The following is a 13,628-nucleotide window of genomic DNA, read 5'->3' as shown; positions in this document are numbered from 1 at the left end:
AATAGGTGTGAATATCTATACTAAGCATATTTTTAGTTTAGTTAACCACTGGTAAAGACCTTATTTGATACGAAGCTATTTATTCGGAACTGTGTCTGATCAAGTGGACAATTAAATAATTAAAGTTTTTAGCAAGGCTGATTTCATATCATTTATGAGGTCAGCCATTTTTAATATCATGCATCTATAAAGAAAAATAGAACGGTAGTTTTTCTTATCACATATATGTAGTAAAATTAGAATTTTTTGTTACAAGGGTCTATAATCTGTAGTATGCTATTTTTATATGACAAAATAGAGCAGAAAAATGATATATGATATGTCATAATATAGTTATAATAAAGAAGTATTAGGGGGGATTATTGTGACGCAAAATAAAAAACATGTCATCCCAAAAGGGAAATACGGTCGTAAGCGACGCGAATATTTTCATAATGAGGAACGGGAGCAGCGTGTCCAACAAGAGCGTAAAGCTAGAAAACAGCGTGAAGAAAGAGCTGAAATTCTTGCTAAAAACAATGAAGAACGTGTTAAAGAAAACCTGAGAAAGGCACGCATAGAAAAACTTACACAAGAAGAAATTCAGCAACAACAAGCAACTGCTGCTGCGCGTAATTCAACATATTCACAAGGAGAAACCACTGATCAGCAAATCCCTTTAGATGATACATTTAATGAAACATCAAAGCAAATTGACAACGAGGATAAACATGCAACAGATAAACAGCCATCAAAACTTACCGTTGATAATCAAGGCAGTGGTTTGAATCAAGATGAACCGAACATACAAGATACACCGCTAAAAAAAGAACAAGAGGAGCACTTTTATTCAGAAAATGCACAACAGTCTAGAGTTGATCATTATTTAAATGATGATGAAAATAAGACTCAACCTCATAACCCAAAATTAGAGGAATCAGAGCAACTGCATCAATCTAAATCAGAAACTGAAACTAAAGGTGAACAACGTACTACAGAAAAGGTAAGGACGTTTTTTATTGAGCATTGGGCTAAAATTTTAATCGTTGTTGCAATTATTGTGCTATTAATATTAATACAAGCAATATTTAAAAATGTTGATGATAATGGCAGTTCAAATCACAATGCTTTCAATGATACTCAAGATACAGACAAAACATACACAACAACAATGAAAAGTGCAAATAACGCAATTCATTCCGTAGTAACTGTTGAAAATGACACAAGTAATGATACAACCTCTGCTGAAAAAGAGACACAAGAAGCAGGAAAAGAGAATGAATTAGGTTCAGGTGTCGTCTACAAAAAAGTGGGCGACTCTATTTTTATTATGACGAACGCACATGTTGTTGGAGATAAAAAAGAGCAAAAGATTACATATGGCAACGATGATTATTCAATTGGGAAGGTGATTGGAGCAGATAAATACTCAGATATCGCTGTGGTTAAAGCCAAAGTTAAATCAGATAGTGACGTTAAACCAATTAAAATGGGAGATTCTAGTAAATTAGTGTTAGGAGAACCTATTATAGTAGTTGGAAATCCATTAGGTGTAGATTTTAAAGGCAGTATATCAAATGGCATTGTTTCAGGACTAAATCGACATATTCCAGTTGATATTGACAAAGACAATCAATATGATGTATTGATGAGTGCTTTTCAAATGGATGCACCAGTCAACCCAGGTAATTCTGGTGGCGCAGTTATTGATAGAGAGAGTAAATTGGTCGGCATAGCATCTCTGAAAATAGACATGGACAATGTGGAAGGTATAGCCTTTGCGATTCCTATTAATGATGCTGAAAGTATTGCTAAGCAACTAGAAGATAAAGGTGAAGTTAAATATCCTAATACGGGTATCACAATTGCCAATATAGGCGACATTAATGACTCGACAAAACAATCCATTAATCTACCTGATGATGTAAATAAAGGTGTATTTATAGGGGAAGTAAAAAAAGATTCATTAGCTGAAAAATCTGGGTTGCAAAAAAATGATGTCATAGTAGAATTAGATGGTAAAGAATTAGAAGATAATCTTAGATATAGACAAATTATTTTTAGCCATAAAGATGATTTGAAAACATTGCCAGCCAAAATATATAGAGATGGCAAAGAAAAGGATATTAAGATTAAACTGAAATAACGTTGAGGTGATGAAACGTTGTCCATTTTCAATCAATTGTTAAAAAAATCAAGTCCTCAACAAGGGATTGTGATGTATTATATAGTGGCGATTATTGTAGCATTTTTAATGCTTAATTTGCCTTTTGTACATAAATCCAATATAACGGTTGACCCAATTGATTCATTGTTTGTTGCGGTATCTGGCGTGAGTGTAACAGGCTTATCACCTGTTAATATAATCGATACATACACGACATTCGGTCAGATTATTATAATGATTATACTCAATATGGGCGGTATTGGTGTTATGGCTATCGGTACCATGTTGTGGGTTGTATTAGGTAAACATATTGGTATGCGTGAGCGTCAATTAATTATGCTAGATAATAATAAACATACAATGAGTGGAACTGTAAAATTGATTTTAGATATCGTTCGTACAATTTTAATCATAGAACTTGTGGGTGCATCGTTATTAGCATTTTATTTTTACAGAGATACGCCAGATATTCAATATGCAATTATGCAAGGTATGTTTGTATCCGTATCTGCAACAACAAACGGTGGACTTGATATTACTGGGCAATCACTCATACCGTATGCAAATGACTATTTTGTGCAAACAATAGTAATGTTTTTAAGTATGTTAGGTTCCATAGGCTTTCCAGTCCTATTAGAAGTGAAAGCGTATATTAAAAATAGAATACCAAATTTTAGATTTTCATTATTTGCCAAGATTACAACGGTAACTTATTTTGCGTTATTTATTTTTGGTGTATTAATCATATTATTATTAGAACATAATCAAGCATTTCAAAATATGAGTTGGCATAAGTCATTATTTTACGCATTATTTCAATCAGCAACAACAAGAAGTGCTGGTTTACAGACATTGGATGTAAGTGGATTTGGTGAAGGTACTAATATAGTGATGGGTATCCTAATGTTTATAGGATCTTCACCAAGCTCGGTTGGCGGTGGTATTCGAACTACGACCTTTGCTATTTTAATATTGTTTTTATTAAACTTTAGTAATCAACCAGAAAAAACATCTATCAAAGCCTTTAATCGCGAAATTCATATCACAGATGTTCAGCGTTCCTTTGCTGTATTTATCATGGCTAGTATACTGACATTCGCGAGCATGATATTTATACTCGTTGTAGAAAATGGTAAAGTATCATTTTTACAAGCGTTTTTTGAGGTTATGTCAGCGTTTGGAACCTGCGGACTGTCTTTGGGTATCACAGATGATGTTAATGATATGACCAAAGGTGTGTTAATGCTATTAATGTTAATCGGACGCGTTGGTTTAATTAGTTTTATTATTATGATCGGTGGACGTAGAGAACCTGATAAATTTCATTATCCTAAAGAACGTATACAAATCGGCTAATTATAAAAATTATTTTAAAGAGCAAAGTGGATTGTGTCAGTTTGTATAATGATCAGCGCCAGTACATCTCATCATTGATGTATTGGCGCTTTTATATTGTGGACTAAATTGAAAATTAAACTGCTATATATAACTTGAAAAAATTCTAGCATTATTATTTCAAGCTATTTTAGAAACGTGTTAGACTAGTGTTAATGAGGGGAGAGGCGTATGAAAAAAAGTGAAAAAATTGCAATAGATATCATTACTACTTCCGATATGCATAGTTATTTTCAAAGCGGTGAAAATAATTCAAATATTTATAGAGCAGGCTCCTATGTTAAAGATGTAAGAGAAACGAATGACCATGTCATTTTATTAGATAGTGGCGGTAGTTTAGCCGGCTCATTAGCAGCATTTTATTACGCTATTGTTGCACCTTATAAGCGTCATCCCATGATTAAATTAATGAACGCCATGCAGTATGACGCAAGTGGTATTAGTCCAAATGAATTTAAATTTGGCTTGTCATTCTTTTCAAGAGCCGTATCATTATCTAGATTCCCATGGCTATCTGCAAATATTGAATATAAACGTACGAAAGAACCATACTTCTCCACGCCATATACAATTAAAGAAATAGAAGGCGTTAAGATTGCAATTGTGGGTTTAACTTCAGATGGATTGATGGAACGTGAACATTTTGAGATGGAAAACGATGTACGTATTGAAAAAACATTACGTTCTTCTAAGCGATGGATTCGATTTATTCACGAAACTGAAATGCCTGACTTTTTAGTTGTTATTTATCATGGCGGACTTAATCAACTTAATAAAACATCTAATGAGCGAGAGCAACATGTGAATGAAGCAGAAAAAATTATGCAAACTTTAGGTGTTATTGATTTATTGATAACTGGACATCAACATCAAACATTTATTGGTAGGGATGATCAAACGCTTTACGTTCAAGCAGGGCAGAATGCCGAACAGCTGATTCATGTAATGATTAATTTTAAGAAACGTACAAATTCATATGAACTAGAAGATGTAAATTCCAAAATTGTGGATTTGAATGATTATCCAGAAGATGCAGCTTTATTAGATTTAACATTTTATGATAGAAAAGCAGTTTGTCACTGGAGTGAAGAGGTAATCAACGAAAAGGCAGTATCAGCATCGGTCAATGGATTAGGAGATGTGATTACTAAACCGCATCCATTTACGCAGCTATTACATGATAGTATTCGTTTGGCGTATGACTATGATATATCTTGTGTTCATTTACCTACAAGTGGTGAAAAAGGGCTCAATGGCATTATCACAAATGAAGATTTATTCAATGCGTATCCACATCCTGATGTACCAGTTGATTTAACAATGAAAGGCCAACAAATTCAAGCTATATTAGAATATTGTTATTCTCACATTGAATTCAGTCACGGTGAACTAAGTTTAACAATTGTAGATGAAACGCTATGTACTTTTTGGCAAGGGGTCGATTATACTATCGATATGAATGCCGAACCATTTAACCGCGTGACGTTAAAAAATATAAAATTAGAGCATATGTACCGTGTTAGCATGACTGATTACTGCTATAGGAATTACAAACAATATCTAGAAAATGCAGTAATCCATGAAACAGATGAAATTACCATGGTAGAATTAATCGCTAGAAATTTAAAAAATAATGATTATCAAATACAGCAAAAGCAAACATTCGATGTGAAACTTTGACATGTGAAATGTTTTGTTAATAGACAACGCGTTATGAAATAAAGGAAAATATCCAAAACTTTTAATAAAAAGTAATACATGAATAAAATAAGAGGAGCCTTAAACATTTCAAAATGTCTAAGGCTCCTCTACATCATTATTAATAGACTTGATTATCCAAGTTGGATTAGCCATGGAATATTAATAGAATAACAACTGCAACAATTTGTGCTATTACAGTCGTAGCAATTCTACGTGTATAATAATAGCTTAATGAAAGTACTAATTGAACTATAAATACGAAGAAAACAATCCACATTTTATCTAAATAGAAAAATAATGAAGCAGAACAGATTGCTGTTATTAATACACTTAACCACATAGGAATATTTAATTTTAGTAATTCTTTTTGTAGTACAGTTCTCATATAAAGTTCATGACATGGTATCACAAATAATAGAGTAACTAACATCTGCCATTTAAAGTATACACCCGTACGAGTTAATTCTTTAATCAGTGAAGCGTATTTAATATCTGGCGAGATTGCTGCTATAATAAGCTGTATAATTATAAGTACGATACCTGTAATTATACCCATACCAAGAGAAGTTAATAACCTTTTAGATTCAATATCTCTTTGGTAAAATATATAGCTAATACCTGCTATAAGCATAATGCCCGTATAAAGGTACCAATATTCTTGCTTTTCGCCCCACATAATATACAAAATAATGTGGAATACGATAAAGCTTATGATAAACCAGATTAACGCGTTTGAAATTCTATTCATATAACTATCCTTCTTGTTCGACGATTGTATATCGTTTGTGATTGATGACAGTTTTTTCAGGCAAGTCTAGATCATTAAAATTTTCCATAATTGTTAGGTCTACAATTACTGAATTATCATTAATTTTTTCTACGCGGCCTTTTAAACCGTCATAAAATTCTACTATATTTCCCACTTCTGCAACAGTCATTTTTAGTCCTCCCTAGAAATGCTAACTAGATAGTATTATACAAAAAATCTTAAGACAAATAAACAAATAACCATTAAATATATTGTTATCCTTCTTTTTTTGAAAAATATTGAGAAAATCAGTTAAATGATTGGCATTTTTTATAAAAGTATTGCATAAATAAGGTAAGGGTATATTGAGGAAAAGGAGTGCAGTAAATGAAATTTATAAGTAATCATAATATTACCGATCCCGCTTTAAATTTGGCAATGGAAGAATATATTTTAAAAAATATGCCGAATGATGACAGTTATTTTCTTTTTTATATAAATCGACCTTCAATTATTATTGGTAAAAATCAAAATACAATTGAAGAAGTTAATCAACCGTATATTGATGAACACGGTATAGATGTAGTAAGACGTATCTCTGGCGGGGGCGCAGTGTACCATGATACGGGTAATTTAAATTTTAGTTTTATAACCGATGATGACGGTAATAGTTTTCATAATTTTAAAAAATTCACTGAACCTATTGTAGAAGCTTTAAAATCTCTTGGTTTAGATGCTGAAATGAGTGGTAGAAACGATATTCAAGTTGGTAACGCCAAAATATCAGGCAATGCAATGGTCAAAGTAAAAGATAGAATGTTTAGCCACGGTACATTAATGTTGAATAGCGAGCTTAACGAAGTTCAAAATGCTTTAAGAGTAAACCCAGCTAAAATTAAATCTAAAGGCATTAAATCTGTAAGAAGCCGTGTGGCAAACATTTCAGAGTTTTTAGAAGAATCGTTAGATATTGATACATTTAAAGAAATTATTTTAAAAACGATATTCGGTGAAGCTAAGCAAGTTGAAGAATATAAACTCTCGGATAAAGATTGGGAGAATATTGAGAAGTTAAGCAATGAGAAATATCGAACTTGGGAATGGAATTATGGTCGAAACCCGAAATATAATTTCGAACGAGAAGAAAAATTTGAAAAAGGTTTTGTACAAATTAAATTAGATGTTAAAAAAGGTAGAATCGAACATGCTAAAATTTTTGGTGATTTCTTTGGCGTGGGGGATGTTACTGAATTAGAACACGCTTTAGAAGGCACATTACATGATTTTGACAGTATTGAAGAAGCATTAGCAGATTATGATATTTTCCATTATTTCGGTGATATTGATCGACACGAACTGATTAGATTAATGTCATAAATAAATAAATACAACATCGAAAAAAGGTCTATTCTCTAACTTTAAATAATTAGTGAATAGACCTTAATTTAAATGAACTTCTAATAAATTAGCCAACGAGATATTCCTCCAAATTTTTGTATTCTTCAGTATAACGTTTGAAATCATTCTCGTTTTTATTTTTAAGAGCGTTATCTATCAGATTTTCTAGTTGCTGTTTACGTACATTCCTTAATGATTCGTCAATGATTAATTCAATACCTAAGTCGTTAATTGTTGATACAAAAGACTCTAATGTATTGTATTTTACATGTGTATTATGTTTCATTGAAAACACAACCTCTCTATCTATATTTACGTATAGTATACAAGGTTTTGAATCCTAAATCAACGAATATTCTGACTTTTCTGGAAAAATTAGTGTAAAATGCAACTTTCAGTAATTTAAAAATAGAAAAAGTTTCGCACCTAAAATTTAATTGCAGAAAATTTATAAAACATTTTATAATATAAGTTGATTTTAAATTGGTGTTGGTATATTATTTGAGTATCACCAAATTTTGCAAGGAGGTCACAACTATGAATCAACCGTACATTATTAAAAAAGGTGATATGGCATTACAACCTTGCCATCTAGCTATTGGACAATATGAAGGAACGCGCGTACTAAGGTATAAAGAAGATGAAGATGTGATTAAAGAACGTACACATAAAATTATTGATCGTTCCTGTAGATTTTATGGTAGTAGTTATGTGTTTAAGAAAGAAGACACCATTCGGATCACTGGTATTAGCAGTAAACCCCCAATTCTATTTACTCCATTATTTCCCACTTATTTTTTTCCAACTCATTCTGATAGAAAAACACAAAATACATGGATTAACATCCATTATGTTCAAAGTATTAGATCATTAAAAGATAAAAAATGTAGAGTTAACTTTGTTGATAATCAGTCTATCATTGTCAGTATTTCAGCACATAGCATGCATCATCAATATTTAAATGGTATTTATTATTATTATATGATGGACAGAGCAGCTAGGGTTGCAACTTTTGATCCGGAATCTCCAATAGATTATACGAAACCACAACTTAATATATACGAAGCATTAGCTAAATACTCTTTGTTTGAAAGCAAATAGTTAAGAATTATTTAAATTATTAATGTAAAATTAGGATATGCGGAATATTATATTAATTTAGTGTAAATGTTCTGCATATTTTTTTGCAATAGTACTTGAAAATTTGTTATTAATTGATATAATAATATTTGTGCTTGATTAGAGATACAAATTAATCCACAGTAGCTCAGTGGTAGAGCTATCGGCTGTTAACCGATCGGTCGTAGGTTCGAGTCCTACCTGTGGAGCCATTGGAAACGTACTCAAGTTGGCTGAAGAGGCGCCCCTGCTAAGGGTGTAGGTCGCGAGAGCGGCGCGAGGGTTCGAATCCCTCCGTTTCCGTAATAACACAAAATTCTTTAAAATTCTATTTTACAGAATGCCTTAAGAACGTTGATATATCAGCGTTCTTTTTATTTTGTCTAAAATTCTCTATTTGGATGTTTTTAAATTTTTGGTCAACGAGTGGACAACTTTTTTGAATTCCGTTGTTTTTTGTCCAATCTTGTCCGTTTGGTTGTCCGTTAAAAGTCTACAACCCTATTAAGCATGCTATCTTCAGCGGTTTTTAATTCTTCCAATAAATGACTATATACTCTCCAAGTGATTTCTATATTTGCATGACCTAAACGTTTACTTACATATTGAATAGAAAATCCATTTGCTAATAACATTGAAGCATGTGTGTGTCTTAATGCGTGTAATGTAAAATTTCCTGATCCATTTTCTAATAAAAATTTTCTCATTGTATCGGTTACTGCTTTGTTACTAATTAAATTTGCACCAGTATTGAAAATATATCCATTAAATGAAGTGGGTCGAGATTTTAATATACTGACTATATGCTTCATATCCTTATCTGTAATTGTGATAGTGCGATCAGCTGATTCAGTCTTTGTGCCAGGTAAATGAATCGTACAATCTTTTCTGTTTATATCTTTATACTGTAATTTCTGTATTTCTCCGAATCTTGCACCAGTTGCTATCAAAACAAAAAGTGCTAAATAGGACAATTCGTTTTTTGAGCTAGCGAATTTTTTTAATGCTTTGTAAGTTGTTAAATTCAAGAATTTAGATGATTCCTTTTTTGGTGCTTTTTTCTCATAAATAGGTGTGTTCCAAGTAGGGTCTCGTTGTATTAATCCTTCATTCAAAGCATCTTTAAACGCTTGTGAGAAGCAATTATTTAATTTACTTACACTTTGTTTTGTTCGTCCTTCTTTTCGACCACCTACAAAATGGCCTTCTGCATATTCTTTTAACATTTCACGATATTTTAACTGTGATACATCGTTAATTGGGATATCACCAAACTTCTCATCGAATATTTTTAAAGCATTATAATACCTATTTAACGTGGATTGACTTATACGATTTTCCTTATTCACTTTAATCCAGTTATCAAAATATTTAAGGAATGTTATACCATCTGGCAATTTACCTCCATTCACAACATTGTTATATATCTCGTTCATTGCAACAGTTGCATCTTTCTTAGTTTTAAAATCACGTTTTCTATATCGTTTATTATTATGTCGAAAATCATATTCCCAAGTTTTACCAGTTTTTTTACATTCATAGGCATTTCCTCCTAAAAAAGATAAAAATATATAGGGCATTGTTAAAATGCCCTTGTATGTTATGAAATATCAGATTTTTTAATTATCCAATCAGCTTTATAAGTTTCTAGATGAGGGTCAAAGTTCATTTCAGCTTTATATTCTTCTGCATCTGGTACATCAAAGTATGTGTATCCACTTACTGTGTTATTAGTATTTAAGAATTCACTGAACCCGTCATTAGTATCGTCCATACCGAAGAAATTTTTCTGAGTTTCATTATCTACTGTGAGATTGAATATGTCATCAGTAGCTAAGAAACGTTCTTCACCATTATTCTTAAACTTGTATGAAACTTTTAAAATATTCCCTTTCTCTGGTGTTGAATACTCATTGTCAGATTGTACAAATTCGGCAGTAGTAACTGTAACCTCTGCACCACCAACTTTAAGCGTTTCTCCTAGATTTAATTTTTTCTTTTCATTACTATCTTCGTCACTGTCTTCACCAGTAGTATCTGCATCACTTATTTCAGTGCTGTCATTTTTCTCTACTGTATAATCATCGTCTTTACTTGGAACCGAAGCAATTCCACCTATAAAACAAAGTAATCCAGCACCAAAAAGTATCCCGGTACTAATCAGTGAAGTTTTTACTTTTTGTTTAGTAACTGCTTTAACTATAGTGATAATTAACATGATTATAAAAGCTAAAGAAAAGCCAACCCATAGTATAAATAACAAACTCCCCATAAAAACCCTCCTAACAAATTAAAAACATAATATTTCTATTATATGAAAACAACATATATAAATCTATAGTTTATATCAAAAATTATTTGTTTTATACGAAATATAATAAATAGCAAACAGTTACTATTCTGAATTATGATGTTTTAACACTTGTAAAGGCTCAAAATTAACTATATATACATGATAATAAACCTTTAACCCCAATTTCATTCTTTAATAGCGTAATGTCTTGAAATTATACTTTACAGAAGAATCAAAGTATTGTTAAATTGATTTTAAATTATATACATTTTGCTGAAAGGCCTTAATGATATGTTAGAAAGAAATGGTTAATTCTAAGACTGAGAATTTCACTTTTAATCCAAGATTGCAATGTGGCATTTAAATTGACTCCGAATATGCTCGTAGATAATTAAAACCAAGTTTGAAAAATTCAATTATAGAAAGATTATTTCTCTGATTATACGTAAAACAACCGCTCGTACCCATATTGATTATGCCAACAGGGTATAAGCGGTTGCCTACATTTGTTCTTGAAGTTTCGTGCAATTTATTTCGTAAATTTATTTTGATTTATTTTTGATTAAATTTCTAATTCCTTTAACAATATAGCCTACAATAAGGGTTCTAAAAATGCGTTTAATAATGTTCATAAGTTTAACCTCCTAGCAAATAAAAAATCACTCATTTATATACAACTACTATACCCTGTTTAAGACAGTGTAAATAAAGATAGGGAATTTTTTAGAAAGTTAAATGCGGGTTACTTTTCAAGCGTGATTAGACCGTTTTCATCTGCTTTGTTGAAGAAAATCGTTAGTATACCGCTAATTATAGCGATAATGTAAGGGATGCCAGTCCAGAAAAATATTAAATGAATAATACCTTGTAGTAATTGATTTGAATAAAATTTGTGTATACCACACCAGCCTAACAAAAACGCGAGTACAACATATATAACTTTATTTACTTTCATTAGTATAATATCCTTTCCTTTAATTGATTGATTTAATTATCTCTTATATCACGCATTAGGACAAATAAAACAATATGAAAAAGTATATAGGGCACCGTTATGATTACTTCAAATTTTCACATGGATTCGTATATAATAGAATTAATAGTTGGATTAACATAAAGGAGAAATTAAAATGATTAGAAAAGCGAAGCCTTATGATAAAAAAGAAATAGCAGAATTATGTTATATCATCTGGAGTCAATTAGATATAGATATGGTAAAGGAAGTAGAAAAGTCTCGCTTACTTAATATAATGAAACAAAGTATGGTCGACGTAAAATATAGGGGGCACATTAGTAATGTTTGGGTATATGAAATAGATGGTCATATTGCAGGGTGTTTGATAGCCTATCCAGGGGATCAAGAATTAGAACTTGAGCAAGCGTGGTTAGAACTAAACGTAGATGAAGATATTAAAGCTTATGGCACGCCTATGCCAATGAAAGAAGCTAATGATGACGAATGGTATATTGAAACTGTCGCAACGTTCCCTCAATATCGTGGAAATGGTGTAGCAACAAAATTAATTAAACATGTATTAGATAATAATCCAAACGAAAAATGGAGTTTAAATTGTGATGTAGAAAATATAGCAGCGTTGCATGTATATGAGAAATTAGGGTTCCAAATCATGAGTGAATTTGATTTATATGGTCATATGCATTATCACTTAGTATATACTCAATCTTAAAATAATTGTAACAAAAAATCGCTCTTCAAATGAATGAAGAACGACTTTGAATTCAAGCTATTCAATTTAGTGTCTTAATATTAGATACCGCCTAGCAATGCGCTAATATAGATACCTAAAGCATAAAGGAGACCAAAGAATGTATTGGTTTTTCCTGTTGCTGCCATTGCAGGCATCATTGATGTAGGGGTATCATTCTTTTTAAATCTACGAACTGCTTTTATTGGCATTGGGAAAGATAGTAAAGCAATTAAGAAAAAGATTGAACCACCTGGTTTAAAGAATGTAATATAGATAACTAGCAAATAAGCGATGATATACATTAATGCTAAAAAGCGCACAGCATTATTTTTTCCTAATAAAATAGGTAAAGTTTTGCGACCACTTTCTTTATCTTTAACGCGGTCACGGATATTGTTTGCTAAATTGATCAGACCAATCGTAATTACAATCGGAATACTTATCCATATCGCTAGACTCTGTACATTTCCAGTTTGGATAAAGAATGAAATTAGGATAATAATCATTCCCATAAACAAACCAGAGAAAATCTCACCAAAAGGTGTCCATGATATTGGAAAAGGGCCGCCCGTATATAAGTAACCTACAGCCATACATATTAAGCCGATTGGTAGCAACCAGTAAGAACTTTGCGTTGCAATAAACAAGCCAAGTATCGCAGCGATAATATAAAAGGCAATAGCTAAATTCATGACGAGTTTTGGACTCATGCCGTTTCTCACAATGGCGCCGCCTATGCCTACCGAAGTGTGGTCATCTAAGCCTTTTTTAAAATCATAATATTCGTTAAACATATTTGTTGCTGCTTGTATAAGTAAGCAAGCAATTAACATAGCCACGAATAAACTAAGTTTTAGATGATCTTCACTGCCTAACAAGAAAATCTTTGCGGTAGCAGTACCTACTAATACTGGTACAACTGCAGCGGTCAACGTATGTGGTCTCATTAAATGCCAGTATTTTCTGACAGTTGAATATTGTTGGTATTGAGATGCCATAATTTTTTACCTCGAATCCTTTTAATGTAATAAATTTTTATCAAATTTATTTTAATAGAAGAAGGGGTAAAGGTCAAATTACGTAAAAATGTCTGTATGAAATAAGCTGAAAAGCGTACAT

14 protein-coding genes and 2 tRNA genes are annotated in these 13,628 nt (G+C 31.7%); 8 read left to right on the top strand and 8 right to left on the bottom strand.

The genetic code is table 11. The features are described from left to right. The first annotated feature begins 364 nt into the window (after positions 1–364). The 3 genes from BJG89_RS10025 (at position 365) to BJG89_RS10015 (ending at position 5,221) form a co-directional block, all read left to right on the top strand. Positions 365–2,125: a S1C family serine protease gene (locus tag BJG89_RS10025; protein WP_096810456.1), complete on the top strand. Its 1,761-nt coding sequence runs from the start codon at positions 365–367 to the stop codon at positions 2,123–2,125. 18 nt (positions 2,126–2,143) lie between these two features. After that, positions 2,144–3,502 (top strand): TrkH family potassium uptake protein, encoded by a 1,359-nt coding sequence (locus BJG89_RS10020; protein WP_096810455.1) that lies wholly within the window; start codon positions 2,144–2,146, stop codon positions 3,500–3,502. Between the two features lie 210 nt (positions 3,503–3,712). Continuing rightward, positions 3,713–5,221: a bifunctional metallophosphatase/5'-nucleotidase gene (locus tag BJG89_RS10015; protein WP_096810454.1), complete on the top strand. Its 1,509-nt coding sequence runs from the start codon at positions 3,713–3,715 to the stop codon at positions 5,219–5,221. A 166-nt stretch (positions 5,222–5,387) separates the two neighbouring features. On the opposite strand, the gene BJG89_RS10010 is transcribed toward BJG89_RS10015, so the two are convergent. Beyond that, complete coding sequence (locus BJG89_RS10010) at positions 5,388–5,990, bottom strand: CPBP family glutamic-type intramembrane protease (protein ID WP_096810453.1); 603 nt, start codon at positions 5,988–5,990, stop codon at positions 5,388–5,390. A gap of 4 nt (positions 5,991–5,994) precedes the next feature. Then, positions 5,995–6,180: a YkvS family protein gene (locus BJG89_RS10005; protein ID WP_002508073.1), complete on the bottom strand. Its 186-nt coding sequence runs from the start codon at positions 6,178–6,180 to the stop codon at positions 5,995–5,997. Between the two features lie 197 nt (positions 6,181–6,377). Here BJG89_RS10005 and BJG89_RS10000 point away from each other — a divergent pair, with 197 nt between their 5' ends. Then, the gene (locus BJG89_RS10000) at positions 6,378–7,367 is read left to right on the top strand and encodes a lipoate--protein ligase (RefSeq protein WP_096810452.1); all 990 of its coding nucleotides are present in this window, start codon (positions 6,378–6,380) and stop codon (positions 7,365–7,367) included. Between the two features lie 88 nt (positions 7,368–7,455). Here the strand turns inward: BJG89_RS10000 and BJG89_RS09995 are convergent, their stop codons facing one another. Next, on the bottom strand, positions 7,456–7,674 hold the full coding sequence (locus BJG89_RS09995) for an IDEAL domain-containing protein (RefSeq protein WP_096810451.1): 219 nt from the start codon (positions 7,672–7,674) through the stop codon (positions 7,456–7,458). A 251-nt stretch (positions 7,675–7,925) separates the two neighbouring features. On the opposite strand from BJG89_RS09995, the gene BJG89_RS09990 reads away from it, so the two are divergent. The 3 genes from BJG89_RS09990 to BJG89_RS09980 all read left to right on the top strand — a co-directional run bounded on the left by BJG89_RS09990 (position 7,926) and on the right by BJG89_RS09980 (position 8,810). Then, on the top strand, positions 7,926–8,489 hold the full coding sequence (locus BJG89_RS09990) for a competence protein ComK (RefSeq protein ID WP_096810450.1): 564 nt from the start codon (positions 7,926–7,928) through the stop codon (positions 8,487–8,489). 155 nt (positions 8,490–8,644) lie between these two features. Then, positions 8,645–8,719 (top strand) — tRNA-Asn (locus BJG89_RS09985). 2 nt (positions 8,720–8,721) lie between these two features. Continuing rightward, a tRNA-Ser gene (locus BJG89_RS09980) sits at positions 8,722–8,810 on the top strand. Between the two features lie 182 nt (positions 8,811–8,992). On the opposite strand, the gene BJG89_RS09975 is transcribed toward BJG89_RS09980, so the two are convergent. The 4 genes from BJG89_RS09975 to BJG89_RS09965 form a co-directional block, all read right to left on the bottom strand. Then, on the bottom strand, positions 8,993–10,087 hold the full coding sequence (locus BJG89_RS09975) for a tyrosine-type recombinase/integrase (protein ID WP_096810449.1): 1,095 nt from the start codon (positions 10,085–10,087) through the stop codon (positions 8,993–8,995). A gap of 20 nt (positions 10,088–10,107) precedes the next feature. Then, a complete protein-coding gene (locus BJG89_RS09970; protein ID WP_096810448.1) occupies positions 10,108–10,779 on the bottom strand; it encodes a DUF4352 domain-containing protein in 672 nt (223 codons plus the stop codon). A gap of 563 nt (positions 10,780–11,342) precedes the next feature. Then, the gene (locus BJG89_RS14900) at positions 11,343–11,432 is read right to left on the bottom strand and encodes an SAR1012 family small protein (protein WP_249776154.1); all 90 of its coding nucleotides are present in this window, start codon (positions 11,430–11,432) and stop codon (positions 11,343–11,345) included. 110 nt (positions 11,433–11,542) lie between these two features. Beyond that, a complete protein-coding gene (locus BJG89_RS09965; protein ID WP_046208085.1) occupies positions 11,543–11,755 on the bottom strand; it encodes a TM2 domain-containing protein in 213 nt (70 codons plus the stop codon). Between the two features lie 175 nt (positions 11,756–11,930). Between BJG89_RS09965 and BJG89_RS09960 the strand changes: the two genes are divergently transcribed. Beyond that, entirely contained in the window at positions 11,931–12,488 is a 558-nt protein-coding gene (locus BJG89_RS09960) for a GNAT family N-acetyltransferase (protein WP_096810447.1), read from the top strand. 80 nt (positions 12,489–12,568) lie between these two features. Here BJG89_RS09960 and BJG89_RS09955 read toward each other — a convergent pair whose 3' ends face one another. Next, positions 12,569–13,507 carry a 1,4-dihydroxy-2-naphthoate polyprenyltransferase gene (locus BJG89_RS09955; RefSeq protein WP_096810446.1) on the bottom strand — a complete coding sequence of 313 codons (939 nt, stop codon included), beginning with the start codon at positions 13,505–13,507 and terminating at the stop codon, positions 12,569–12,571. Positions 13,508–13,628: the final 121 nt, after the last annotated feature.

The sequence above is a fragment of the Staphylococcus nepalensis genome (assembly GCF_002442935.1).
Taxonomy (GTDB): Bacteria; Bacillota; Bacilli; order Staphylococcales; family Staphylococcaceae; genus Staphylococcus; species Staphylococcus nepalensis.
The sequence above is the reverse complement of the archived record's forward strand: the minus strand, read 5'-3'. Positions and strand labels throughout refer to the sequence as shown.

What these genes read in the sequence shown, in the direction of transcription:
- BJG89_RS10000 (WP_096810452.1), top strand. Translation starts at nt 6,378, where the DNA reads ATGAAATTTATAAGTAATCATAATATTACCGATCCCGCTTTAAATTTG.
- BJG89_RS09965 (WP_046208085.1), bottom strand. Translation starts at nt 11,755, where the DNA reads ATGAAAGTAAATAAAGTTATATATGTTGTACTCGCGTTTTTGTTAGGC.
- BJG89_RS09975 (WP_096810449.1), bottom strand. Translation starts at nt 10,087, where the DNA reads ATGCCCTATATATTTTTATCTTTTTTAGGAGGAAATGCCTATGAATGT.
- BJG89_RS09955 (WP_096810446.1), bottom strand. Translation starts at nt 13,507, where the DNA reads ATGGCATCTCAATACCAACAATATTCAACTGTCAGAAAATACTGGCAT.
- BJG89_RS09970 (WP_096810448.1), bottom strand. Translation starts at nt 10,779, where the DNA reads ATGGGGAGTTTGTTATTTATACTATGGGTTGGCTTTTCTTTAGCTTTT.
- BJG89_RS10005 (WP_002508073.1), bottom strand. Translation starts at nt 6,180, where the DNA reads ATGACTGTTGCAGAAGTGGGAAATATAGTAGAATTTTATGACGGTTTA.
- BJG89_RS09990 (WP_096810450.1), top strand. Translation starts at nt 7,926, where the DNA reads ATGAATCAACCGTACATTATTAAAAAAGGTGATATGGCATTACAACCT.
- BJG89_RS10015 (WP_096810454.1), top strand. Translation starts at nt 3,713, where the DNA reads ATGAAAAAAAGTGAAAAAATTGCAATAGATATCATTACTACTTCCGAT.
- BJG89_RS09960 (WP_096810447.1), top strand. Translation starts at nt 11,931, where the DNA reads ATGATTAGAAAAGCGAAGCCTTATGATAAAAAAGAAATAGCAGAATTA.
- BJG89_RS09995 (WP_096810451.1), bottom strand. Translation starts at nt 7,674, where the DNA reads ATGAAACATAATACACATGTAAAATACAATACATTAGAGTCTTTTGTA.
- BJG89_RS14900 (WP_249776154.1), bottom strand. Translation starts at nt 11,432, where the DNA reads ATGAACATTATTAAACGCATTTTTAGAACCCTTATTGTAGGCTATATT.
- BJG89_RS10010 (WP_096810453.1), bottom strand. Translation starts at nt 5,990, where the DNA reads ATGAATAGAATTTCAAACGCGTTAATCTGGTTTATCATAAGCTTTATC.